This is a genomic window from Streptomyces sp. NPDC050145 (assembly GCF_044460245.1).
GTDB lineage: Bacteria > Actinomycetota > Actinomycetes > Streptomycetales > Streptomycetaceae > Streptomyces.
Genome location: NZ_JBITJS010000019.1, coordinates 18,538 through 42,266, shown reverse-complemented (window position 1 = coordinate 42,266; position 23,729 = coordinate 18,538). Strand labels below are relative to the sequence as shown.

19 protein-coding genes are annotated in these 23,729 nt (G+C 71.7%); 8 read left to right on the top strand and 11 right to left on the bottom strand.

Features of this window, described 5'->3' with window-relative positions; all coding sequences use genetic code 11:
* Window positions 1-194 precede the first annotated feature (194 nt).
* The 3 genes from ACIBTU_RS31710 to ACIBTU_RS31700 all read left to right on the top strand — a co-directional run bounded on the left by ACIBTU_RS31710 (window position 195) and on the right by ACIBTU_RS31700 (window position 3,372).
* Window positions 195-2,561: a beta-N-acetylglucosaminidase domain-containing protein gene (locus ACIBTU_RS31710; RefSeq protein WP_399130093.1), complete on the top strand. Its 2,367-nt coding sequence runs from the start codon at window positions 195-197 to the stop codon at window positions 2,559-2,561.
* 30 nt (window positions 2,562-2,591) lie between these two features.
* Complete coding sequence (locus ACIBTU_RS31705) at window positions 2,592-3,065, top strand: hypothetical protein (RefSeq protein ID WP_399130092.1); 474 nt, start codon at window positions 2,592-2,594, stop codon at window positions 3,063-3,065.
* 79 nt (window positions 3,066-3,144) lie between these two features.
* Window positions 3,145-3,372, top strand: coding sequence for a hypothetical protein (locus tag ACIBTU_RS31700; RefSeq protein WP_399130091.1), 228 nt, complete (start codon window positions 3,145-3,147; stop codon window positions 3,370-3,372).
* Between the two features lie 19 nt (window positions 3,373-3,391).
* Here ACIBTU_RS31700 and ACIBTU_RS31695 read toward each other — a convergent pair whose 3' ends face one another.
* Together ACIBTU_RS31695 and ACIBTU_RS31690 are read right to left on the bottom strand one after the other, a co-directional pair.
* The gene (locus tag ACIBTU_RS31695) at window positions 3,392-4,084 is read right to left on the bottom strand and encodes a response regulator (protein WP_399130090.1); all 693 of its coding nucleotides are present in this window, start codon (window positions 4,082-4,084) and stop codon (window positions 3,392-3,394) included.
* The gene (locus ACIBTU_RS31690; RefSeq protein WP_399130089.1) at window positions 4,081-5,724 is read right to left on the bottom strand and encodes an ATP-binding protein; all 1,644 of its coding nucleotides are present in this window, start codon (window positions 5,722-5,724) and stop codon (window positions 4,081-4,083) included. The genes ACIBTU_RS31695 and ACIBTU_RS31690 overlap by 4 nt, the downstream gene beginning before the upstream one ends.
* Before the next feature lie 223 nt (window positions 5,725-5,947).
* On the opposite strand from ACIBTU_RS31690, the gene ACIBTU_RS31685 reads away from it, so the two are divergent.
* The 3 genes from ACIBTU_RS31685 to ACIBTU_RS31675 are packed head-to-tail and all read left to right on the top strand — an operon-like array spanning window position 5,948 to window position 8,733.
* A complete protein-coding gene (locus ACIBTU_RS31685; RefSeq protein ID WP_399130088.1) occupies window positions 5,948-6,757 on the top strand; it encodes an ABC transporter ATP-binding protein in 810 nt (269 codons plus the stop codon).
* Window positions 6,747-7,622 (top strand): ABC transporter permease, encoded by an 876-nt coding sequence (locus ACIBTU_RS31680; RefSeq protein ID WP_399130087.1) that lies wholly within the window; start codon window positions 6,747-6,749, stop codon window positions 7,620-7,622. Before ACIBTU_RS31685 ends, ACIBTU_RS31680 begins: the two co-directional genes overlap by 11 nt.
* Window positions 7,623-7,677: 55 nt before the next feature.
* The gene (locus ACIBTU_RS31675) at window positions 7,678-8,733 is read left to right on the top strand and encodes an ABC transporter substrate-binding protein (RefSeq protein WP_399130086.1); all 1,056 of its coding nucleotides are present in this window, start codon (window positions 7,678-7,680) and stop codon (window positions 8,731-8,733) included.
* 652 nt (window positions 8,734-9,385) lie between these two features.
* On the opposite strand, the gene ACIBTU_RS31670 is transcribed toward ACIBTU_RS31675, so the two are convergent.
* The 9 genes from ACIBTU_RS31670 to ACIBTU_RS31630 all read right to left on the bottom strand — a co-directional run bounded on the left by ACIBTU_RS31670 (window position 9,386) and on the right by ACIBTU_RS31630 (window position 21,697).
* A complete protein-coding gene (locus tag ACIBTU_RS31670) occupies window positions 9,386-10,972 on the bottom strand; it encodes a GMC family oxidoreductase (protein WP_399130084.1) in 1,587 nt (528 codons plus the stop codon).
* A complete protein-coding gene (locus ACIBTU_RS31665) occupies window positions 10,969-12,558 on the bottom strand; it encodes an APC family permease (protein ID WP_399130083.1) in 1,590 nt (529 codons plus the stop codon). Before ACIBTU_RS31665 ends, ACIBTU_RS31670 begins: the two co-directional genes overlap by 4 nt.
* Before the next feature lie 34 nt (window positions 12,559-12,592).
* Entirely contained in the window at window positions 12,593-14,059 is a 1,467-nt protein-coding gene (locus ACIBTU_RS31660) for an aldehyde dehydrogenase family protein (RefSeq protein WP_399130082.1), read from the bottom strand.
* On the bottom strand, window positions 14,052-15,182 hold the full coding sequence (locus ACIBTU_RS31655; RefSeq protein WP_399130081.1) for an aromatic ring-hydroxylating dioxygenase subunit alpha: 1,131 nt from the start codon (window positions 15,180-15,182) through the stop codon (window positions 14,052-14,054). Before ACIBTU_RS31655 ends, ACIBTU_RS31660 begins: the two co-directional genes overlap by 8 nt.
* An 11-nt stretch (window positions 15,183-15,193) precedes the next feature.
* Window positions 15,194-16,351 (bottom strand): N-methyl-L-tryptophan oxidase, encoded by a 1,158-nt coding sequence (solA, locus tag ACIBTU_RS31650; RefSeq protein WP_399130080.1) that lies wholly within the window; start codon window positions 16,349-16,351, stop codon window positions 15,194-15,196.
* A gap of 50 nt (window positions 16,352-16,401) precedes the next feature.
* Entirely contained in the window at window positions 16,402-18,873 is a 2,472-nt protein-coding gene (locus ACIBTU_RS31645; protein WP_399130079.1) for an FAD-dependent oxidoreductase, read from the bottom strand.
* A 74-nt stretch (window positions 18,874-18,947) separates the two neighbouring features.
* Window positions 18,948-19,580 (bottom strand): MBL fold metallo-hydrolase, encoded by a 633-nt coding sequence (locus ACIBTU_RS31640; RefSeq protein ID WP_399130078.1) that lies wholly within the window; start codon window positions 19,578-19,580, stop codon window positions 18,948-18,950.
* Entirely contained in the window at window positions 19,577-20,662 is a 1,086-nt protein-coding gene (locus ACIBTU_RS31635) for an S-(hydroxymethyl)mycothiol dehydrogenase (protein WP_399130077.1), read from the bottom strand. The genes ACIBTU_RS31640 and ACIBTU_RS31635 overlap by 4 nt, the downstream gene beginning before the upstream one ends.
* 291 nt (window positions 20,663-20,953) lie before the next feature.
* Window positions 20,954-21,697, bottom strand: coding sequence for an IclR family transcriptional regulator (locus ACIBTU_RS31630; RefSeq protein ID WP_399130213.1), 744 nt, complete (start codon window positions 21,695-21,697; stop codon window positions 20,954-20,956).
* Window positions 21,698-22,010: 313 nt separating this feature from the next.
* Between ACIBTU_RS31630 and ACIBTU_RS31625 the strand changes: the two genes are divergently transcribed.
* Window positions 22,011-22,331, top strand: a complete 321-nt coding sequence (locus ACIBTU_RS31625) for a bifunctional 3-phenylpropionate/cinnamic acid dioxygenase ferredoxin subunit (RefSeq protein ID WP_399130076.1) — start codon at window positions 22,011-22,013, stop codon at window positions 22,329-22,331.
* A gap of 134 nt (window positions 22,332-22,465) precedes the next feature.
* Window positions 22,466-23,662, top strand: coding sequence for an NAD(P)/FAD-dependent oxidoreductase (locus tag ACIBTU_RS31620; RefSeq protein WP_399130074.1), 1,197 nt, complete (start codon window positions 22,466-22,468; stop codon window positions 23,660-23,662).
* The last annotated feature ends 67 nt before the right edge of the window (window positions 23,663-23,729 follow it).

The window sequence follows — 23,729 nt, the reverse complement described above, 5'->3', positions numbered from 1 at the left end:
CATGTTGCGGAAGCTGTGTCACGGTGGCGGGCGCCACTCCGCATGCTCCTTTCTGCTCTGAATACTCGTCAACCGAGCGTAAAAAGACAGATCTTGATGCCGCCCGCCGCTGCCCAGCACCGGCGGGCGGACGTCGAACGGATCGGAGACCCGTGAAGAGAACCCCCGGAAGATCCCGTCTGCTCAGCATCTCCGTGCTGGCCACCACCCTCGCCGCAGGCCAGCTCGCCGCCCTCGGCCCCGCCGCGCACGCCGCGCCCGAGCCCCGGGCCGCCGCCGCGCAGCGGCCACTGCCCTCCGTCGCCCCCGCGCCCCGGGAGATCGCCCGCGAGGGCGGCGACGCCGAGGTCACCGGTCGCGTCGCCCTCGTCGTCGACGCCCGCACCGACACCGCCGCCCGCGAGCGCCTCGTGCGCGAGCTGAAGGCCCACGGCGCCGACCGCGTCGACGTGCTCGCCCCCGGCGCGGCCCTGCCGCACGGGCAGTTGGTCCTCCGGCTCGGCCCCGCCGACCGTCCCGACATCGCCGCCGCCCTCGGCGACACGGAGGCCCCCGACGCGGCCGAGGGCTACGCCCTGCGCGTCGCCGTCCGCGACGGCGACCGGCAGGTGACCCTGGCCGGGGCCGACGCCGCCGGACAGTTCTACGCCGTGCAGACCCTGCGCCAGCTGTTCGTCCGCGCCGACGGCGTCTGGCGCATCGCGGGCGCCCGCGTCGAGGACCGGCCGGCGATGCCGCTGCGCGGCACCATCGAGGGCTTCTACGGACAGCCCTGGTCGCCCGCCGAACGCCTCGACCAGATGGACTTCTACGGCGACGTCAAGGCCAACACCTACGTCTACGCGCCCAAGGACGACCCCTACCACCGCGACAAGTGGCACGACCCCTACCCGGCCGACAAGATCGACGAGCTCGGCAAGCTCGTCGGGCGCGCGGACGCCAACCACGTGCGCTTCACCTTCGCCGTCTCCCCGGGCGGCTCCATCTGTTACTCCGACCCGGCCGACCGCGCCGCCCTGAAGAAGAAGCTCCAGGCCGTCTACGACCTCGGCGTGCGGGCCTTCTCCATCCCGCTCGACGACATCAGCTACACCAAGTGGAACTGCGCGGGCGACCAGACCGCGTACGGGGCGCCCGGCCGCGCCGCCGCGGCCAAGGCCCAGGTCGACCTGCTGAACGACGTCCAGAAGAACTTCGTCGCCACGCACGAGGGCGCGCACCCGCTCCAGATGGTGCCCACCGAGTACGGCGACCTCACCGACACCGCGTACAAGCAGACGATGCGCGCCACGCTCGACCCGGCCGTCGTCGTCATGTGGACCGGCACCGACGTCGTCCCGCCCTCCATCACCAACGCGCAGGCCGACGCCGCCTCCCAGCTGTTCGGCCGCAAGGTCTTCGTCTGGGACAACTACCCGGTCAACGACTACGGCCAGACCAGCGGCCGGCTGCTGCTCGCCCCGTACGACAAGCGCGAGGCGGGTCTGTCCGAGCATCTCAGCGGCATCGTCGCCAACCCGATGAACCAGCCCTACGCCAGCAAGGTCGCCGTCTTCGGCTCCGCCTCCTTCGCCTGGAACGACCGCGCCTACGACGCGGACGCCACCTGGAAGCAGGCCATGGACTACCTCGCGGGCGGTGACCGCGAGGCCGCCGGAGCGCTGCGGGTCTTCGCCGACCTGGAGCACCTCGCGCCCACCTTCGGGCCGAAGCCGTGGCAGGCGCAGGCGCCGCAACTCGACGCCCGCATCGACCGGTTCTGGACCCGCTGGAAGGCGGGGGAGCGGGACGCGGCCATCGCGGGGCTGCGGTCCTACGCGCAGGAGATCGCGGCGGCGCCGGGGCGGATCCGCGCCGGTTCCGTGCAGCCCGGGTTCGTGACCGACGCGGGGCCGTGGCTCGACGCGACCGCGCTGTGGGGCAAGGCCACCGTCACGATGCTCGACGCGCTCGACGCCCGCCTCGACGGCGACGAGGACCGCGCCCGCACCCTCCTCGGCCAGGCCCGTGAGCTGCAGGAACAGGCCACCGCCGTCAAGGTCGACCCCGCCCGCAACACCTGGGGCAAGGCGCCCGTGAAGGTCGCCGACGGCGTTCTCGACACGTTCCTCGTCCAGGCCGACATGGTGATCGAGCTGTGGGGCTCCGCGGACGGCTCCGAGAACCTCGCGCTCAAGGGCACCGCCACCGCCTCCAGCGTCGAGCAGAACCTGGACCGCCTCAAGGCCGCCAACGTCAACGACGGCTCGAACCAGACCCGTTGGGCCTCCGGCTACGCGGACGACTCCTGGGTGCAGGTGAAACTCGCCGCCCCCACGAAGGTCGCCGCGGTGACCCTCGCCTGGGAGAACGCCTGCGCCACCGAGTACCGGATCGAGACCTCGGCCGACGGCGTCCACTGGACCACCGCCGCCACCCGCACCCCGGCCGCCTGCGGCACGGACGTCGTCCGCCTCACCGGCGGCGAGGCCGCCACGTACGTCCGCATGCAGGGCGTGAAGCGGAACTCGACCTGGGGCTACTCGATCTACGAAATGGGCGTCTACGGCACGGCTGTCTGAGCCCTTCGCAGCCATGACAAGATCCCCCGTATGAATGACGACGCGGGCTCACCGGCCCCCGCGGGCTGGTGGGCCCGCGCCGACGAACCGACCCGGCGCGCGGTCGACGCCGATGTGCTGAGCGATCGCCGCATGTTCGCGGTCCGCACCCTCTGGGAGGCCCTGCGCGCCCAGGGCCTCGGCCTGCACGAGGCGCAGTTGGAGATCCACGCCCGCTACGAGGCGCTCGGCGACCGCGTCGCACACCGCCCGCCGGACCCTCTCGACGTCCCCGCCCTCGCGGCCCGCGCCGCCGCGCACCCCGGCCGGGTCCTCGCGATCGAGGCCGTTTGGGACGGCGACACCGTCCACGACTGGTTCGTGGAACTCGTCGCGGTCCTCGACTCCCCGCCCGGCGAAGCCTCCCTCGCGCTGGTGTACGAGAACCCGGGCCCCCGCGCCACCGAGGCTGGCCGGGCGCTGGCCGCGCACCTCGGCGTCCCGTTCCGCTTCCCGCCCCGGTAGCTCAGGAGTTGCTCAATTGTCTTCACCGGCGCGCGGGCCCGATGCATGATCGCTGGACCGAACGACGGGGGGAACGACCATGGCCAAGCCCGTACGCGCCTCACTGGGCGAGATGTGGATCACCTGCCAGGTCTGCGAGAGCGACCTGTTCCGCGAGCGCGGCGTGAAACTGAACAGCACGGGCGGTGAACTCTTCAACCTGGCCTGGGCCGACGAGACCGCGACGGGCCTGATCTGCTGGCGCTGCGGCTACGTCCACCTCTTCGTCAACCGCGAGATCAAACTCCACCGCGCCCCGAAGTCCTGAGACGGACCCGCCGGCGCGCTCAGAGCGTGCCGCTCGCCCGATAGCGGTGTTCAGGACGGCCCGCGTCGCCGTAGCGGAGGGTCAGTTGGAGGGTGCCGGTGTCCTGGAGGTGGCGGAGGTAGCGCTGGGCCGTGGAGCGGCTGAGACCGGCGCGGAAGGCGACCTCCTGGGCCGAGAGCGGGGTCTCGGACCGGGCGATCACCTGGTAGATCAGGTCCGCGGTGGGGCCCGACCAGCCCTTCGCCGGAGGCGCGGCGGCACTCGGCGGGGTGCGGACCGCGCCGAAGATGCGGTCGATGCGCTGCTGGCCCGGCGCCGTGCGGCCGCCCGCGTCCCGCAGGGAGCGGCGCAGTTCGACGTAGCTCTCCAGGCGGGAGCGCAGGCCGTCGAAGGTGAACGGCTTGACGAGATAGTGCAGGACGCCGTAGCGCAGCGCCGCCTCCACGACCTCGACGTCCTGGGCGGCCGTGACCATGATGACGTCGCTGCGCACGCCCTGCCGGCGCAGCGCCCGCACGAGGTCGAGGCCCGTGCGGTCGGGGAGGTAGTGGTCGAGCAGGAGCAGGTCGACGTCGCGGGACTCGAGCAGGCGCATCGTCTGGAGGGCCGTGTGCGCCGTGCCCACGATGCGGAAGCCCGGGGTCTTCTCCACGTAGGCGGCGTTGATCTCCGCGACGTGGAAGTCGTCGTCCACCACGAGGACATCGATCATGAGGGTTCTCCAGCCAGGACGGACGGGTGCGGGGCCGGCACGGGCCGGGACACGATGTCGGGGAAGGTGACCGTGAAGACGGCGCCGCCGCCGGCCCGCGCGGCGATGCGCGCGGTCCCGCCGTAGCGCTCGGCGAGACTGCGCACCATGGCGAGGCCGAGACCGCGCCCGCGGTGCGCGGGGGACTCCTTGGTGCTCCAGCCCTCCTGGAAGATCGTGTCCCGCAACTCCACGGGCACGCCCGGCCCGTTGTCGCTGACCCGTACGACGACCGTGTCCCGCTCCACGAACGCCTCCACCTCCACCACCGGCCGCGCGGTGCGCCCGCCGCCGGCCACGTCGAGCGCGTTGTCGATGAGATTGCCGAGCACCGTGACGACGTCCCGCGCGTCGATGAGGCCCGTCGGCAGGTGCGTGCGGTCGGACAGGCGCAGGGTCACACCGCGCTCCGAAGCGATCGCCGACTTGCCCACGAGCAGCGCCGACACCATCGGCATCCGCACCCGCTCCGCGAACTCCTCGGCGGAGGCCCGCCGCGCCCGGGTCAGCCCGGCGACGTAGCTGCGCGCCCGCTCGGGCAGGTCGAGTTCGAGGAAGCCGAGGACGGTGTGCAGCCGGTTGGCGTGCTCGTGGTCCTGGGCGCGCAGAGCGTCCAACAGGCCCTTGATGGAGTCGAGTTCACGGCCCAGGAGCTCCACCTCGGTGCGGTCCCGGAGCGTGACGACCGCGCCGCCGTCGGGGGTCGGCATCCGGTTCGCGATGAGCACCCGGTTCTCCCGCACGGTCAGCAGGTCCCGCCCCGTCACCTCCCCGGCGATCACGTCCCGCGAGCGGCCCGGCGGCAGCACCTCGGCCAGGCCCCGCCCCTCCGCCCCGTCCTCCAGCGCGAGCAGCCGCGCGGCCTCGTCGTTCACCAGCCGCACCCGCCCGCGCCCGTCCAGCGCGATGACGCCCTCGCGCACCGCGTGCAGCATCGCCTCCCGCTCCGAGAGCAGCGCCGCGATGTCGGCGACGGACACCCCGTGGGTGCGCTTGCGCAGGGTCCGGGCCACGAGGAACGCGGCGCACGCCCCGACGGCCAGCGCCGTGCCCGCGTACCGCAGCAGCCCGGGCAGCGCCGACAGCAGCCGGTCCTGCACCCCGGAGTACGCGATGCCCACCGACACCGCCCCGATCACGTCCCCCGTCGCGTCCCGCAGCGGCACCTTCGCCCGCGCCGACCGCCCCAGCGTGCCCCGGTCGACCTCCAGGGCGACCCGTCCGTGCAGCGGGATCGAGGGATCCGTCGAGACGCGGTGCCCGACCTGCCGCGCGTCCGTGTGCGACCAGCGGATCCCGCGCCGGTCCATCACCACGACGTACAGCGCGCCCGTGGCCCGCCGCGTCCGCTCCGCCTGCCGCTGCACCGGCCCGCCGGCGTCCGCCCGCGTCGTCAGCAGCCCCTCGGCGACCTGCGGGTCGGCGGCCGTGGTCTGCGCGACGGCCAGCGCCTGATGCTCGGCCTGATCGTCGAGCTGGGTCCGCAGCGGTTGCAGGAACAGGCCCGTCAGGAGCAGCAGCACCCCGGTCGTGATGAGCAGCTGGGCGATGAGGACCTGGGCGAACACCTGCCTCGGCCAGCCGATGCGCAAGCGGGCCACTTTTGACACCTGCTTTCGACCTGCCTTCGGGAACTTCCCCGCGCGACCGGACGTTTCGCGAGGGTGCCCGCACCGTAACCGGCCCGGTCTGACCTGGGAAGAGTTCCGGCGGGACCCGGCGCCGAGGCCGTCGGCACAATGAGCAGAATCCGTTTTACGCGCACAATCCGCGGTTGCCGGAGAAAACTTCCGCCGCGCCCCGGCCGTTTCTAACGTCCGCGGCATGACTTCCAGTCCGGCCATCGAACTGCGCGGGGTGCGCAAGGCCTTCCGCACTCCCTCCGGCGCCTCCCACACCGCCGTCCACGATCTCGATCTGACCGTCCAGCAGGGCGAGTTCGTCGCCGTCGTCGGCCCCACCGGCTGCGGCAAGTCGACCACCCTCACCCTCGTCAGCGGCCTGGAGGAGCCGACCGACGGCGAGGTGATGCTGTCCGGCACCCCGGTGCGCGGCATCGACGACCGGGTCGGCTTCGTCTTCCAGCAGGACGCCACCTTCCCCTGGCGGACCGTCCTGTCCAACGTCATGGCCGGCCCCCGCTTCCGCGGCGTCCCCAAGGCGGAGGCGAAGGAGCGGGCCCGCGCGTGGCTGGCCCGGGTCGGCCTGACCGACTTCGAGGACCGCTACCCGCACCAGCTGTCCGGCGGCCAGCGCAAGCGCGTCGCCCTCGCCGCCACCTTCGTCAACGACCCGTCGATCCTCCTCATGGACGAGCCGTTCTCCGCGCTCGACGTCCAGACCCGCGCCCTCATGTCCGACGAGCTCATGGAGCTGTGGGCCGGCACCGGCTCCTCCGTCGTCTTCGTCACCCACGACCTGGAGGAGTCCATCGCCCTCGCCGACAAGGTCGTCGTCATGACCGCGGGCCCCGCCACGGTCAAGGAGGTCTTCACCATCGACCTGCCGCGCCCGCGCCGCGTCGAGTCGATCCGCCTGGAACCCCGCTTCGTCGAGATCTACCGCGAGATCTGGTCCTCGCTCGGCGAGGAAGTCCGCATCACCCGCGAGAGGGGCGCCCAGCATGTCGCCTGACACCACCGCGAGCGCCGTACCCCTCGCGAAGACGGACCCCCCGGTGTCCGCCCGCACCGCCGAACGGGCCCGCGCCGCACGCCGCCGCCGCGCCGTCGTCCTCCTCGCCCGCGCCGCCGTCCTCGTGTTCGTCCTCGGCGTCTGGGAGTGGTTCTCCCGCGCCGGGATCATCGACCCGTTCAACTTCTCGATGCCCTCGAAGATCTGGGACCAGATCCAGCAGTGGGCCCTGCACGGAACCCCGCAGGGCTCCCTGCTCGAACAGATCTGGTACACGCTCTACGAGGCCCTGCTCGGCTGGGTCGTCGGCGTCGTCGCCGGTGTCGTGCTCGGCATCGCGCTCGGCCGCGTCCGCTTCCTGGCCGACGTCATGGGCCCGTACATCAAGGTCCTCAACGCGCTGCCCCGGATCGTCCTCGCCCCGATCTTCCTCATCTGGTTCGGCCTCGGACCCGCCTCGAAGGTCGCCTCCGCCGTCGTCCTCGTCTTCTTCCCCGTCTTCTTCAACGCCTTCCAGGGCGCCCGCGAGGTCGACCGGCACCTCATCGACAACGCCCGCATCCTCGGCGCCCGCGACCGGCAGGTCACCTTCCAGGTCGTCATCCCCGCCGCCACCTCGTGGATCTTCACCAGCCTCCACGTCAGCTTCGGCTTCGCCCTCATCGGCGCGATCGTCGGCGAGTACATCGGCGCCACCAAGGGCATCGGCCTGCTCGTCTCCGCGTCCCAGGGCACCTTCAACTCCGCCGGCGTCTACGCGGCCATGGTCATCCTCGCCGTCGTCGCGCTGCTCGCCGAGTCGCTGCTCACCTTCCTCGAGAACAAGCTCTTCCGCTGGAAGCCGGCCGACACGGAAGCCCGTTGATCCCCTCCCGCACCCCCGTCCCCCGTTTCCCTTTCCAGGAGCGCTGATGTCCCGCATGTCCCGTAACAGGCTCACCGTCCGCCTCACCGCCGCCACCGCGGCCCTCGTCGCCCTCACCGCGCTGAGCGGCTGCGCCGACGAGGTCTCCTCGAAGGCCACCGAGGGCGGGGGAGGCGGCAAGGGCGAGAAGGTCAAGATCATGGTCGGCGGCATCGACAAGGTCATCTACCTGCCCGCGATGCTGTCCCAGCGCCTCGGCTACTTCAAGGACGAGGGCGTCAACGTGGAGCTCCTGAGCGAGCCCGCCGGCATCGACGCCACCACCTCCCTCGTCGCCGGGAACGTCCAGGGCGTCGTCGGCTTCTACGACCACACCCTCGACCTCCAGACCAAGGGCAAGTCCGTCGAGTCCGTCGTGCAGCTCGCCCAGACGCCCGGCGAGGTCGAGATCGTGTCCAACAAGGCGGCGGGCGACCTGAAGTCGCCGAAGGACTTCAAGGGCAAGAAGCTCGGCGTGACCGGCCTCGGCTCCTCGACCGACTTCCTCACCAAGTACCTCGCCGTCCACGACGGCGTCGCCGTCGACCAGTTCACGAACGTGGCGGTCGGCGCGGGCCAGACCTTCATCTCGGCGTTGCAGAAGGGCTCCATCGACGGCGGCATGACCACCGACCCGACCGTCGCGCAGATCCTCGACAAGAAGCTCGGCAAGGTCCTCGTCGACATGCGCACCCCCGAGGGTTCGAAGCAGGCGCTCGGCGGCCTGTACCCGTCCTCCAGCCTCTACATGAACACGGACTGGGTGAACGGTCACAAGGAGACCGTCCAGAAGCTCACCAACGCCTTCGTCCGCACCCTCAAGTGGATGTCCACGCACAGCGCGAAGGAGATCGCCGCGAAGATGCCCAGCGACTACGCGCAGGGCGGCGAGGGCCTCTACGCACAGGCCATCGAGAGCACGCTCCCCATGTTCACGAAGGACGGCCGCATGCCGGCCGACGGCCCCGCGACGGTCCAGCGCGTCCTGAAGTCCTTCAACCCGAACCTGAAGGACGCCACGATCGACCTGAAGAAGACCTACACGACCGACTTCGTGGAGAAGACCGGCTGACCCGTCAGGCGGTCAGGAACTCGTCGGTGCCCGCCTGGGCCGGAACCAACTGGGCGAAGAATCTGTCGAGGTCCGTGAGGGCAGTCAGGTGGGTTGGCGTCGAGTAGCTGTTGTGGACGGAACCAGCTCACCTGCCGGGTCGCGAAGCCGAACCCCGGCCGGCAGCCGGCGGAACCGGGCCTGTGGATCGGGCCCGGTTCCGCCGTTCTTGCCGAACAGGCGCGTGTCCTGGTCCGTGATCCAGGGCACCGTCGCATCCGAGTCGTTCCACCACAGCGCGAGCGTGCCTCCGGCACCGAGCGGGCCGGGTCGGTCCAGTGTCGGGCCTGGGCTTACGTGATCAGGGGCTCCACCGACACGACCCGCGCCCCGTGCTCCACGACAGGCCAGGCCAGGCCAGGCCCCTGGCCCCGTACCGGCCACACATGCGCTGCGCGCGCCCCGCGCTGGGTCTGCCCTGCCAACTCCTCCACCACGATGAGCATTTCTGGTGGTGCAGAAGGCGGGCACCCTGCTCGGCCCCGACTGGGACCGCCCCCCGTTCCTTGTCCCCGGACCGGGCCCGAGTACGCGCCCCGCGGAAAGGCACGCATGGGCGGGCCCCCTGGCGCCGGTCGGCGTGCAGGGGGCCCGGGGCGTCGGGGGCGCGGGGTCAGTGGTGGGTGGACTTCAGGAGGTCGGCGCATTTTTCGCCGATCATCATCGTCGTGATGCACGGGTTGACCGTGACGAGGTCCGGCATGACCGAGCCGTCGGCGACGCGCAGGCCCTCGACGCCCTTGACGCGCAGGCGGGCGTCGAGCGGGGCGAGGCGGTCGTCGTCGGCGCCCATCTTCACCGTGCAGGCGGGGTGGTAGACGGTGTTGTGGGTCTTGTGGATGTAGTCGAGGAGCTCGTCGTCGGTGCGTACGTCCGGGCCGGGGGCCAGCTCCGCGCCCTTCCAGCCGGCGAGCGCGGGCTGCTCGGCGATGCGCCGGGCCAGCTTGAGGCCGTACGTCATCACGCGGACGTCGTGCTCGTGGGTGAAGTAGCGCGGGTCGACCTTCGGCTTGTCCCGGTAGTCGCGGGTGCGCAGCCGCACGGTGCCCTTGGAGCGGGCGCGGGTCACGTTCGGGGTGAGGCAGAAGGCGTTCTCGGTGGTGGGGTAGCCGTGCCGGGCCGTGTTCATGTCGAAGGGCACGGAGCCGTAATGGAACATCAGGTCGGGCCGGTCGAGGCCGGGCTCGGTGTCGTAGAAGATGCCCGCCTCCCACCACTGGCTGGACCGGGTGGGCATCGGCTGCCGCGCCTCCCACATGATGACGCCCTCGGGGTGGTCCTGGAGGTTCTGGCCGACGCCCGCCGAGTCGACCAGGACGTCGATACCGGTCTCGCGCAGGTGCGCGGCCGGGCCGATGCCGGACAGCATCAGCAGCTTCGGGGTGTCGATCGAGCCGCAGGAGACGATGACCTCGCGTCGGGCGCGGACCGTGCGGGTGTGGATCTGGTCCGGGTCCAGGTACTCCGTGCCGACGCAGCGCCGCCCCTCGAAGACCAGCTTCTTGGCGCGGACGCCGGTCAGGACGGAGAGGTTGGGGCGGCGGCCCATGACCGGGTGGAGGTACGCGACCGAGGACGACTGCCGGACGTTGTTCTCGTCCGAGTTGATCTGGAACCAGTTGGCGCCGCGCACGACCGTCGTGCCCGTGTTGAACGGTGTCGTCGGGATGCCCGCCTGCGCGCAGGCCTCCAGGAGGGCCGTGCCGCACGGGTCGTCGGCGCCCTTGAGGGTGCGCAGTTTCACCGGCCCGGAGCGGCCGTGGTGGTCGCCCGGGGCGTCGTTGTTCTCCAACCGCTTGTACAGCGGGAACAGGTCGGCCGCGGCCCAGCCCGTACAGCCGCCGGCGGCCCACGCGTCGAGGTCCTCGGCGGGCGCCCAGAAGGCGATGCAGGAGTTGTGCGAGGAGCAGCCGCCGAGCACCTTGGCACGGGCGTGCCGCATGAAACTGTTGCCGCTGGACTGCGGTTCGACCGGGTAGTCCCAGTCGTAGCCGGATTCCAGCAGGCCCATCCAGCGGTCGAGCCGCAGTACGTTGTCGTCGCCGACGTCGCTCGGTCCGGCCTCCAGGACGCAGACCGTGACGTCCGGGTCCTCGGTCAGGCGGGCCGCGACGACGTTGCCCGCGGTGCCGCCGCCGACGACGACGTAGTCGAAGACATCGGTGGCTGTGGTGGCGTCGTTGCTCGCGTCGGTGCTCATCGGGTGGTGACCTCTTCCGGGTGGGCGTCGGGGAGGGAGGGAGCGGCGGACCCGTCGGCCCGCGCGGCGTGTTCGGCGAGGACGCAGGTGCGGTGCCGCTGGACGAACCAGTAGTAGGCGAACCCGCCCGCGCCGATCACGCCGACGAACAGGAACGCGCCCCAGCGCAGGTACCAGTGGAACGGCGCGGTGGCGTTGTAGACGGCCGCGCGGGGCCAGAGCAGATTCACGGTCATGCCCGCGCCCCACAGCACGGCGAGGACGTTGACGGGCAGGCCCCAGCGGCCGAGCGAGAACCGGCCGCCGTCGGCGGGCCGCCACTTCCCGCGCAGCCGCGCCACCAGCATCGGCCCGGTGACCAGCAGATAGGCGATGTAGATCATGACGATGCCGATGCTGGTGACCACCGTGAAGATCTGCGGCTGGCGGATGTTCACGACGAGGATCCCGAGCGACAGCACCCCGATGATCACGGCGGGCGCGACCGGTGTCTTGAAACGCGGGCTGACCCGGGCGAGCAGCGAGGACGCGGGCAGGTTGTTGTCCCGGGACATCGCGAACGCGAGGCGGATCGCCGCCGTGTGCACGGCCAGCGCGCACACCGTCACGGCGATGAGCACGCACCACAGCATGGCCTTGCCGGCTGTCGGGCCGAGCACGTCGAGCACCACGTACTGCAGTCCGTCCGAGGAGAGCTTCTCGCCGTGCAGCGAGGAGACGCTCATCAGGGCGAGCAGCAGGATCAGTCCGCCGAGGACGAACGAGGCGACGATCGAGCGGATGATGGCGCGCGGCGCGTTGCGCGACGGGTCGAGGGACTCCTCGCCGAGCGAGGACGCGGTGTCGAAGCCGTACATGACGTACGCGGAGGCGAGCGAGGCGACGAGGAAGGCGCCGAGATAGCCGAAGGACTGGCCGTCCCCGGTGTGCGCGGTCTGCGTCACCACCTGCGGCCCGCGCACGATGTGCACCGCGAACAGGACGATGAGGACGACGGTGGCGACCAGTTCGATGAAGACACCGGCGGTGTTGATGGTGGCCATCAGCTTCACGCCGAACGCGTTGACGAGCGTGGTGAAAAGGATCAGTACGGAAGCGAGGATCACGGCGTTCGTGGCCACGTCGTACGTGCCCGTGCCGTCCCCGACGAACTGGAAGAAGGACGAGATCTGCGGCAGCGTCAGCTGGTAGGCGAGGGCGACGGCCGCGATGGACACGACCGAGGCGAGGAGCATCATCCAGCCGGCGAGCCAGCCGATGTGCGGATTGCCCACCTTCTTCGCCCAGTTGTAGACCGATCCGGCGACCGGATAGCGGGCGGCCAGCTCGGCGAAGCACAGGGCGACCGTCACCTGGCCCGCGAACACCATGGGCCAGGACCACCAGTAGGCCGGGCCGCCGTTCGCGTAGCCGAAGTAGAAGAGCTGGAAGGTGCCGGTGAGGATCGAGATGTAGCTGATGCCCGCGGCGAAGGTGTGGAAGCTGCCGAGCGTGCGCTTGAGTTCGGGCCGGTACCCGAACTCCGCGAGCTCGCTGTCGTCAGAAGTACTGGTGTCAGAAGTTCTGCTGTCGGAACGTGGGTGCATCGACGTCTCCTTGAGTGGGGGAGTCACGTCTGGATCAGGCGAACCAGCCCTGCGGGGCCGGGCGGGTGTTGCGCCAGATGTGCTTCGTCTCGCGGTACTCGGCGAGCCCCGCGGGGCCCAGCTCACGGCCGGTGCCCGACTGCTTGTAGCCGCCCCATTCGGCCTGCGGCACGTACGGGTGGAAGTCGTTGATCCACACCGTGCCGAGCCGCAGCCCCGCCGCGACCCTGCGGGCCTTGGCCTCGTCGCTCGTCCAGACAGCGCCGGCCAGACCGTAGATCGTGTCGTTGGCCAGTCGCACCGCCTCGTCCTCGCTCGTGAACCGCTCGACCGTCAGGACCGGCCCGAACGACTCGTCCTGGACGACCGACATCGAGGCTGTGCACGCGTCGAGCACGGTCGGCGGGAAGTAGAAGCCCTTCTCGTACGCCTCCCCGTCGGGCCGGGCGCCGCCGCAGCGCAGCACCGCCCCCTCCGCGACACCGCGGGCGACGTACGCCTCGACCTTCTCCAGATGGCCCGCCGAGATCAGCGGACCGGTCTGCGCCCGCTCGTCGAAGGGGCCGCCGAGCCGGATCTCCCGGGCCCGGCGCACCACCTCGTCGACGAACCGGTCGTGCAGCGAGTCCTCCACGAGCAGCCGCGCCCCGGCCGAGCAGACCTGCCCCGAGTGCAGGAACACCGCGGTGAGCGCCATGTCGACGGCCGTCTCGAAGTCGGCGTCGGCGAACACGATGTTGGGGTTCTTGCCGCCGAGTTCGAGCGCGACCTTCTTGACCGTGCCGGCCGCGGCCGCCATCAGCAGCCGCCCGGTGCGCAGCCCGCCGGTGAAGGAGAGCAGGTCCACGTCCGGGTGGTCGGCGAGCGGGGCGCCCGCCTCGGGGCCGGCCCCGAGGACCAGGTTCGCGACGCCCGGCGGCAGCCCGGCCTCCTCGAGCAGCCGCACGAGGTGGATCGCGGTGTGCGGGGTCAGCTCGCTCGGCTTGAGGACGAAGGTGTTGCCGGCGGCGAGCGCGGGCGCCACCTTCCACGCGGTCTGGAGCAGCGGATAGTTCCACGGCGTGATCAGCGCGCAGACACCGACCGGCTCGTGCACGATCCGGCTCTCGGCGTCGGGCACGCCCGTGTCGACGACGCGGCCGTCGTCGATCGCCGCGAGCCGCCCGAAGTACCGGAAGCAGTTCACGATGTCGTCGATGTCGTACTCGCTCTCGACGAACCGCTTGCCCGTGTCGAGGGACTCGGCGCGGGCGAGCGCGGCCTTGTCGCGGGCCAGCAGGTCCGCGACGCGCAGCAGCAGATCGCCGCGCTCGGCGGCCGTGGTGCGCGGCCAGGGCCCCTTGTCGAAGGCGCGCCGTGCGGCGCCGATCGCCTCCAGGGTGTCCTTGGGCCCGGCCTCGTCCACGACGGCGACCAGCGAGCCGTCGGCGGGGCAGCGGATCTCCCGGCCGCGCCCCTCGCGCGCGGAGGTCCAGACGCCGTCGATGTACAGATCAGACATGGTCCACCCCCAGCTGCCGGGTCAGCCACTCGTGGAAGATCGTGATGTGGTGCTCGGTCGGCACCAGGACACCTCCGTCGCGGTAGGCGCGCGAGGACATCGCCGGCTGGGTGCGCTCACAGGCCTCGAAGTCCTGGAGGTTGACCCGGTGGAACAGCTCCACCGACTTCGACACGTCGGCGCCCGACTCCACGACCCGCGGGGCGTACAGCCAGTCGCACTCGACGATCGTGCGGTCCTCGGACACGGGGAACATGCGGTGCAGGATCACGTGGTCCGGCACCAGGTTGACGAACACGGTCGGCTTGACGGTGATCGCGTAGTAGCGGCGGTCCTGGCCGTCGGCGACCTCCGGCAGCCGCTCGAAGCCCTCGCTGCCGTCGACCGTGAAGCCCTTGACGTCGTCGCCGAACTCGGCGCCGTGGCCCACGTAGTACTGAGCCGCGTAGCCGTCCGCGAACTCGGGGAGCACCTCCGTGAGTTCGGGGTGGATCGTCGCGCAGTGGTAGCACTCCATGAAGTTCTCGACGATCAGTTTCCAGTTGGACTTCACGTCGTAGGTGATGCGCCGGCCGAGCGCCAGGTCCTCGGTGCGGTACCGGTCGATGGAGGCCACGTCGCCGAGGCGCTCCACGGCCGCGCCGATCACCGTCTCCTCGAAGGAGGGCGGCTCGTCGGCCAGGCACACCCAGGCGTAGCCGAGCCACTCCCGCAGCGCGACCTTCACCAGGCCGTACTGCGCGCGGTCGACGTCGGGCATCTTCGTCAGGTTCGGCGCCGCGACGAGCTTGCCGTCGAGGTCGTACGTCCAGGCGTGGTACGGGCACTGGAGGTTGCGCCGGACCTCGCCGGACTCCTCGGTGCAGATCCGGGCGCCGCGGTGCCGGCAGGTGTTCAGGAAGGCGCGCAGTTCACCGGTGCGGGACCGGGTGATCAGGACGCTCTCCCGGCCGATCTGCACGGTGCGGAAGGCGCCCGGCTTGTCGAGGTCGGCGCTGCGCACGGCGCAGAACCACATGGTCTCGAAGATCCGTTCCTGCTCCAGGCGGAACAGGTCGGGGTCGGTGTAGTAACGCCCGGGCAGGGTGGACACCAGGCTGGGGGCGACGGGGGTCGTCGTCACGTGCGTACTCCTCAGGCGGGCGCGGCGGCGAGGCGGTTGGGGTCGAACAGCTCGATGGGGTGCTCGGTGGCGCCGTCGAGGGCGAGGTCGGCGACGATCTCGCCGACCACCGGCACGAACTTGAAGCCGTGGCCGGAGAAACCGCAGGCCACGGTGACGGAATCGGGGTGCTCGGGGTGCCGGGCGATCACGAAGTGCTCGTCGGGCGTGTTGGAGTACATGCAGGTCGCGGCCTTCAGGAAGGTGCCCGGGAGGCTCGGGATCTGACGGGACATGTGCTCCGCCATGGCGTCGATCTCGTCGGCGCGCACCTCCCGGTCGATCGTCTCCGGACTGCACTCGGTGCCCTTGCGGAAGAAGGCGACCTTGGCGCCGAGATCCGGGCCGTCGATCGACGGGAACCCGTAGATCTGCACGCCCCGCGCGTCCTCCCAGATGTAGACCGGGTGCCGGTCGGGGCGGAACGGTTCGACGCCGCCGGTGGGCTGGAACCAGTACATGACCTGTCGCTCGACGGTGAACGGCACCCCGAGATCGGTGAGCAGCTGCGGCGCCCAGGCGCCGGGGCAGATCACCAACTGGTCCGCGGTGTACGCGTTCTCGGCGGTGTGCACCCGCACGCCGCCGCCCGCGAGGGGCTCCCAGCGGGTCATCGGTTCGTTGAAGTGAAGGTCGGCGTCGGCGCGGGTGGCGAGCTGGAGGTGGGCGACGACCGTGTTCTCCGGGCGGACGAGGCCGGCGCGCGCCTCGTGCAGGGCGATCTCGTCGTCGTTCGGATTCAGCGTGGGGAAGCGGCGGCGGATCTCCGGCGCGTCGAGGATCTCGTGCGGCAGGTCCCACTGCCGCGCCGAGTGCACCGAGCCGGCGACGGCGCGGGAGTCGGGCCGGCCGAGCATGAGGCCGCCGCACAGGGTGGCGACCTCCCGCCCTGTGGCCCGCTCCAGCTCCTCGTACAGCTCGTACGAGCGCAGCAGCAGCGGCACGTACGCGGGGTCCTCGAAGTAGGCCTGCCGGATGATCCGGGACCCGCCGTGGCTGGACCCGCGGCTGTGGGCGGGGCCGAACTTCTCCAGGCCGAGGACACGGGCGCCGCGCGCCGCCAGATGGTGGGCGGCGGCGCTGCCCATGCCGCCGAGGCCGATCACGATCACGTCGTAGGTGGGCGACATTCTGGATGCCTCCGGGGGATCGCAGGGGCTGGGGAGACCGGGAAGAGGCGTCAGCGGCGGATCCGGGTCATCTTCGGGTCGAACAGGGGCTCCTCGGCGACGGTGGCCGGGACCTTCTCGCCGAAGTACTCGACGTGCACCCCGGTGCCGGGCTCCAGCGGCGGCAGCCACGCGTACGCGACACAGCGGCCCAGCGTGTAGCCGTAGGAGGCGCTGGTGACATAACCGGCCGGGGCGCCGTCCACGTGGACGGGCTCCTTGCCGAGGACCACGGCCGCCGGGTCGTCCAGGAGCAGCGCGGTGAGCCTGCGGCGCGGCTCGGGCAGCGCCTCCAGTGCGGCCCGGCCGACGAAGTCGCCCCGGTCCATGCGGACGGCGAAGCCGACGCCGGCCTCGTACGGGGTGTGCTCCTCGGTCATGTCGTGGCCCCAGGAGCGGTACCCCTTCTCCAGGCGCAGGCTGTTGAACGCGGAGCGGCCGGCCGCGATCACGCCGTGCTCCTGTCCGGCCTCCCACAGCGTGTCCCACAGGCGCAGGCCCAGGTCCGCGGTGGTGTACAGCTCCCAGCCCAGCTCGCCCACGTACGACAGGCGCATCGCGGTGACCGGGACGTGCCCGAGGTGGGTCTGCTTCGCGCGGAAGTAGCCGAAGCCCTCGTGCGAGAAGTCGTCGCGGGTCAGGGGCTGGACGAGGGCGCGGGCGAGCGGGCCCCACACGCCGATGCAGCAGGTGCCGGACGTGATGTCCCTGACCTGTACGTCGTCGGGGGCGTGCCGGAGCAGCCAGTCGAGGTCGGTGGGGGAGTTGGCGCCGACCTGGAAGCGGTCCGGGGCGAGCCGGGCCACGGTGAGGTCGGAACGGATCCCGCCGTCCTCGTTGAGGAGCAGGGTGTAGGTGACGGCGCCGGGCTTCTTGGCGAGGTTGTTGGACGTCATGCGTTGCAGGAAGTCCAGCGCGCCCCGGCCTGTGACCTCCAGGCGGCGCAGCGGCGTCATGTCGTACAGGGCGACCTTCTCGCGGGTCACCCGTGCCTCGGCCGCCGCGATCGGCGACCAGTGCCGGGCCGCCCACGCGTCCCGCTCGGGCACGTCGGCCGCCAGGTCGGCGTTGGCCTCGTACCAGTGCGGGCGCTCCCAGCCGCCGCCCTCCAGGAAGTGCGCGCCGAGCTCCTGCTGACGGGCGTAGAAGGGGGAGACGCGCAGCGGGCGCGGCTGCTCCATCGTCTGGAGCGGGTGGATGACGTCGTAGACCTCGACGAACTGCCGCGCGCCCCGGTCGTGCACGTAGGCGGGGGAGCGCTGGGCGTCCTCGAAGCGGGTGAGGTCGCACTCGTGCAGGTCGAGCGAGGGCCGGCCGTCGACCATCCACTCGGCGACGGCCTTGGCGACACCGGCGGAGTGGGTGACCCACACGGCCTCGGCGAGCCAGAAGCCGCGCAGGTCGCGGCTCTCGCCGAGGACCGGCATGCCGTCGGGGGTGAAGGAGAAGACGCCGTTGAAGCCTTCCTCGATCTCGGCGTCGCGCAGGGCGGGGAGCAGCCGGCGGCAGTCCTCCCAACTGGGGGCCCAGTCCTCCTCGGTGAACGGGTACGAGGAGGGCATGTCCATGTTCTTGGCGCGGGCCGCGTCGTAGCCGGGCACCGCGAACGGGTCGACGGGCAGCGGCTTGTGGGCGTAGGAGCCGATGCCGATGCGGTCGGTGTGCTCGCGGAAGTACAGGTCGCGGTCCTGGAAGCGCAGGATCGGCTTCGACGCCTCGGTGCGCGGGTCGTTGACGCCTTCGAGCGCGGGCAGCGGCTTCGTCTTCGCGTACTGGTGGGCGAGCGGGAGCAGGGGGATGTCGATGCCGGCCATGCGGCCGATGACGGGGCCCCAGAAGCCGGCGGCCGACACGACGTGGTCGGCCGGGAACGTGCCGCGGTCGGTGACGACGCCGGTGACCCGGCCGTCCTCCTGTTCGATGCCGGTGACGGTGTGCCGCTCCAGGAAGGTGGCGCCGCGCTCCTGGGCGCGGGTCATCTGCGCGCGGCAGGCGAGCACGGCGCGGGCCAGGCCGTCGTCGGGGGTGTGGAAACCGCCGAGGACCTTCGACTCGTCGACGAGCGGCCACAGTTCCTTGCAGCGGGCGGCGGAGACCAGCTCGCCGCGCACGCCCCAGGAGGCGGCCCAGCCGGCCTTGCGGTGCAGGTCGGCCCAGCGCTCCTCGGTGGTGGCGAGCTCCAGGCCGCCGACCGGGTTGAAGCAGGAAAGCCCGTCCACTTCGAGGGAGTTGAACTTCTCCACGGTGTACCGGGCGAACGCGGTGAGGGTCTTGGACGGGCCGGTCTGGAAGACGAGGCCCGGGGCGTGCGAGGTGGAGCCGCCGGGAGCGGGCAGCGGCCCCTGTTCGAGGACGGTGACGTCGGACCAGCCGCGGGCGGTGAGTTCGTCGGCGAGGGAGCAGCCGACGATGCCGGCGCCGATGACGACGACGCGGGGGCCGCGGGCGGCGGCGGATTCGGGGGTGCTGGACGTGCTGGACATGCCCCTCCTCGGGTGGTGGGGACGGCAGGGAGAAAGAAGGGGGCGGGCCCGCCTCGCGGCGAGGCGGGAGCGCCTCAGGCCGTGGGCACGTGGGGCCGCTCGGCGGCGACCGTCGTGTGCGCGCCGTGGCCGGTGTGGACGACGGTGTCGTCCGGGAGGGTGAGCAGCCGGTCGCGGATCGAGGCCACGATCGTCGGCGCGTCGGAGTAGGAGCGGCCGGTCGCGCCCGGGCCGCCGTGGAACAGGGTGTCGCCGGTGAACACAGCACCGAGCGAGGGGACGTACAGGCTGCAACTGCCCCAGGTGTGGCCCGGGGTGTGCAGCACACGGACCTCGGCGCCGGCCACCGACAGGCGCATCCCGTCGGCGAGTTCGGCGTCGGGCTTGCGGTCGCCGTGCACGGTCTGCCACAGCTCCTGCTCGGCGGGGTGCAGCAGGACCGGGGCGCCGCTCGCCCCGGCGAGCGCGACGGCGGCGCCGATGTGGTCGTCGTGGCCGTGCGTGCAGACGACGGCGACGACCCGGCGGCCCGCGACGGCGGCGAGGATCGCGGGCGCGTCGTGCGCGGCGTCGACGACGAGCACCTCGGTGTCGTCGCCGATCAGCCAGACGTTGTTGTCGACGTCGAAGGTCTCGCCGTCGAGGCTGAACGTCCCGGAGGTGACCACGCGTTCGACGCGCACGGAGCCGGCGGCCGCCGCCGTCACAGGACGACCACCGAGCGCAGCACGTCGCCGTGGTGCATCTTCTCGAAGGCCGCCTCGACCTTGTCGAGCGAGATCGTCTCGGTGACGAACGCGTTCAGGTCGAGCAGCCCGTACAGGTACTGGTCGATGAGGAACGGGAAGTCGCGGGTCGGCAGACAGTCGCCGTACCAGGAGGACTTGAGGGCGCCGCCCCGGCCGAACAGGTCGATGAGCGGGATCTCGACCTTCATCTCCGGGTCCGGGACGCCGACCTGGACCAAGGTGCCCGCGTGGTCGCGCATGTAGAAGGCCTGCTTGTACGTCTCGGGCCGGCCCACCGCGTCGATCGCGATGTCCACGCCGAAGCCGTCGGTGAGCGCCCGCACGGCCTCGACGGGGTCGGTGCCCTTCGAGTTGATGGTGTGCGTGGCGCCGAACTTCTCGGCCTGGTCGAGCTTCTTGTCGTCGATGTCGACGGCGATCACCTTGCGCGCGCCGTTGAGGCAGGCGCCCGCGATCGCCGCGTTCCCGACCCCGCCGCAGCCGATGACCGCGACGGTGTCGCCGCGCTGCACGTTGCCGGTGTTCACCGCGGCGCCGTACCCCGCCATCACGCCGCAGCCGATGAGACCCGCGGCCTCCGGCCGGGCGGCCGCGTCGACCTTCACCGCCTGCCCGGCCGCGACCAGGGTCTTCTCGGCGAAGGCGCCGATGCCCAGGGCCGGGGTGAGCGGGGTGCCGTCGAGCAGGGTCATGGGCTGTGTCGCGTTGCGCGAGTCGAAGCAGTACCAGGGGCGGCCGCGGCGGCAGGAGCGGCAGGAGCCGCAGGGCGCGCGCCAGGCGAGGACCACGTAGTCGCCGGGGGCGAGGTCGGTGACGCCGGCGCCGACCTCCTCGACGGTGCCCGCCGCCTCGTGGCCGAGCAGGAAGGGGAACTCGTCGTTGATGGCCCCCTCCCGGTAGTGCAGATCCGTGTGGCAGACCCCGCAGGCCTGCACCTTGACCAGGACCTCGCCCGGTCCGGGATCGGGAACGACGATCGTCTGCACCTCTACGGGTGCGCCCTTCTGCAGAGCGACGACGGCACGGACCTCGTGTGGCACGACCCAACCCCCTTGCTGTTGCGCATCGTACGAATCGTTGCGCTATGAGGAACGACGAGACACATCTTGGGAACGCGGCGTGGGTCCGTCAAGAGGTTGTTCTCAAGAGGTGCGAGACCGGCGGGCGCACGACCCGGCGCACCCCGGCGCATCCAGGCGCACGAGGAACGCGCCGGAAACGCGGCGGAAACCGAAAAGAACGCGGAGCCAGGCTTTCCTGACTCCGCGTTCAGTATGCGTTCGGTACGCGATCAGTGTGCGATCACCCTGCGTACGGCGGGAAAGGCGTCCTCAGCAGGCGTATCCCATCCGGCGCGACAGCTCCGCCGCGGCCGCCGCCGTGTGCTCGGCGACCACGGCGAGCCGCTCCTCGGTCATCCGGTACACCGGCCCGGAGACGCTGAGGGCGCCGATGACCTTGCCGTCGTGCGAACGGACCGGCGCCGCGACCGCCGCGAGCCCGATCTCCAGCTCCTCCACGGCGACGGCGTACCCCCGCCGGTCCACGGCCTCCAGTTCGCCGCGGATCGCCGCCGTGCCCACGATCGTGTGCGGGGTGAACCGCGCGAGGCTGCGTGCCGCCATCCCCTCGCGCAGGGTGGGGGGAAGGTGCGCGAGCAGGACCTTTCCGCTGGACGTGGCGTGCAGCGGGGTGCGCCGGCCGAGCCAGTTCTGCGCGGTGACGGAGGCGGCGCCGCGCGCCTGCATGATGTTGACCGCGGCGTCGTCGTCCAGGACCGCGATGTTCACCGTCTCGCCCAGCTCGTCGGCCAGTTCGCGGCAGACCGGGCCGCCCTCCTGGGAGATGTCCAGGCGCGCGGCGGCCGCGCCCGCGAGGCGCAGCATCGCGGCGCCCAGGTAGTACTTGCCCCGGTCCTTGGCCTGGCCGACCAGGCCGCGGTTCTCCAGGACGCCGAGCAGACGGAACGCCGTGGACTTGTGCACCCCCAGTTCGTCGGCGATCTCCGTCACGCCGGCCTCGCCGCGTCGCGCGAGGCTCTCCAGGACGCTGATCGCCCGGTCGACGGACTGCACGGAGCCGGCGGCACCCTTGGCCGGCTTGTCGGGAGCCGGGTTCAGGAGCTCGGACGCCTCGGAGGGCGTCCGGACGGCTCTGACGCGGCTGTTTCCGCCCGTGCTGGACTTGCTCGCTGCACCCTTCCTGACCTGCTTCTTCTCGTGAGGCATAACTGAATTCTCACCACCTGGCGGCCCCTTGGCGGGCCGCATCTGCGAGAAGCCCTTGACGCGGCGGGCATCCCGACCGGATTCTGTTGCGCATGGCGCTCTTGAGTGCGTGATGCGAAACAATAGGTTACCGGTCGGTCCAGAACAACGAGGGGGACGCATGATTCCCGTCTGCCGCCTTGAAGACCTCCCCGAGGGGGAGTCCGTCCGCATCGACAGCATGCCGCCGATCGCCGTGTTCCACACCGACGGCTCGCTGTACGCCATCGACGACACCTGCACCCACCAGGATGCCTCCCTCTCGGAGGGATTCCTCGAGGGTTGCCTGGTCGAATGCCCGCTCCACGAGGCGTCGTTCGACCTGCGGACGGGCGTGCCCACGTGCGCCCCCGCCCGCCGCCCGGTCCGCACGCACCGGGTGACCGTCGACGACGGCATGATCCACGTCCACCCCGCGGCCGCGGAGACCAGCGCGGCCTGACGCACCCCGGCCGGCGACACAGCACCCCCGCCCGGCAACGACGCACCCCCGCCCGGAAACGGCGAGCTCCACACCCCGCCGGGCGCGCACCGCACCGCACCACACCGCACGACGGACGCGAAAGGCAGAGACTCATGAGGACCGTGACCGTGGTGGGCGCCTCGCTCGCCGGACTGTACGCCGCCCGGGAACTGCGGGCCCAGGGCTTCGACGGCCGACTGGTGATCGTCGGCGACGAACCGCACCGCCCCTACGACCGCCCCCCGCTGTCCAAGGACTTCCTGTCCGGCAAGGCGCAGGAGAGCGACCTCGCCCTCTCCGACGACGCCGAGACCCTCGAACTGGGCGCCGAGTGGATCTTCGGGGTGCGGGCCCGCGGCCTCGACGCCCGCGGCCGCATCGTCCTCCTGGAGGACGGCCGCACCGTCTCCACCGACGGCCTCGTCATCGCGACCGGCGCCCGCGCCCGCCGCCTGCCCGGCCCCACGCCCGCCGGCGTGCACACCCTGCGCACCCTCGACGAGGCCCGCGCGCTCCGCGCCGACCTGCTGCGCGGTCCGCAGCGCGTCGTGGTGATCGGCGGCGGGTTCATCGGCGCCGAGACCGCCTCCTCCTGCGTCGCCCTCGGCCACGACGTCACCGTCGTCGAGGCCGCGCCCCTGCCGATGCTGCCGCAGCTCGGCCCCGACATGGCCGCCGTCTGCTCCACCCTGCACGAGCGCGGCGGCGCCACGCTCCTCACCGGGACCGGCGTCGCCGCCCTCGAAGGCAACCCCTCGGTCACCGGGGTGCGGCTCGCCGACGGCCGGGTGCTCCCGGCCGACGTGGTCGTCGTCGGCATCGGCGCGGTGCCCAACACCGAGTGGCTGGCCGGGTCCACCCTCGCCCTCCACGACGGCGTCCTCTGCGACGACGGCTGCGTCACCGCCCTGCCCCACGTCGTCGCGGTCGGCGACGTGGCCCGCGTCGCCGGCGCCCGCGCGGAGCACTGGACCAGCGCCACCGCCCAGCCCCGGGTCGCCGTACGGAACCTCCTCGCGGGCCGCACGGTGGAACACGCCCGCCCACTGCCCTACTTCTGGTCGGACCAGTACGGCTCCCGCATCCAGTTCGCCGGGCGCCGGCGCGAGGGCGACGTGCCGCGCATCGTCGAGGGCACGATCGAGGAGGGCAGCTTCCTCGCGCTCTACGAGCGGGAGGGCCGCACGACGGCCGCCCTCGCGATGAACCGGCCGCGCCCGTTCACCCGCGTCCGGCGCGAACTGTCCCGCGCCGAGACGCAGTCGACGGCACCCGCCGTCGCCGCCGGGCCGGTCGCGGCCGCCCTCTGACCGCCCGTACGCATCTCCGCAACTCCGTAACTCCGCATCTCCGCATCTCCGTATTTCTGAGCCGAGG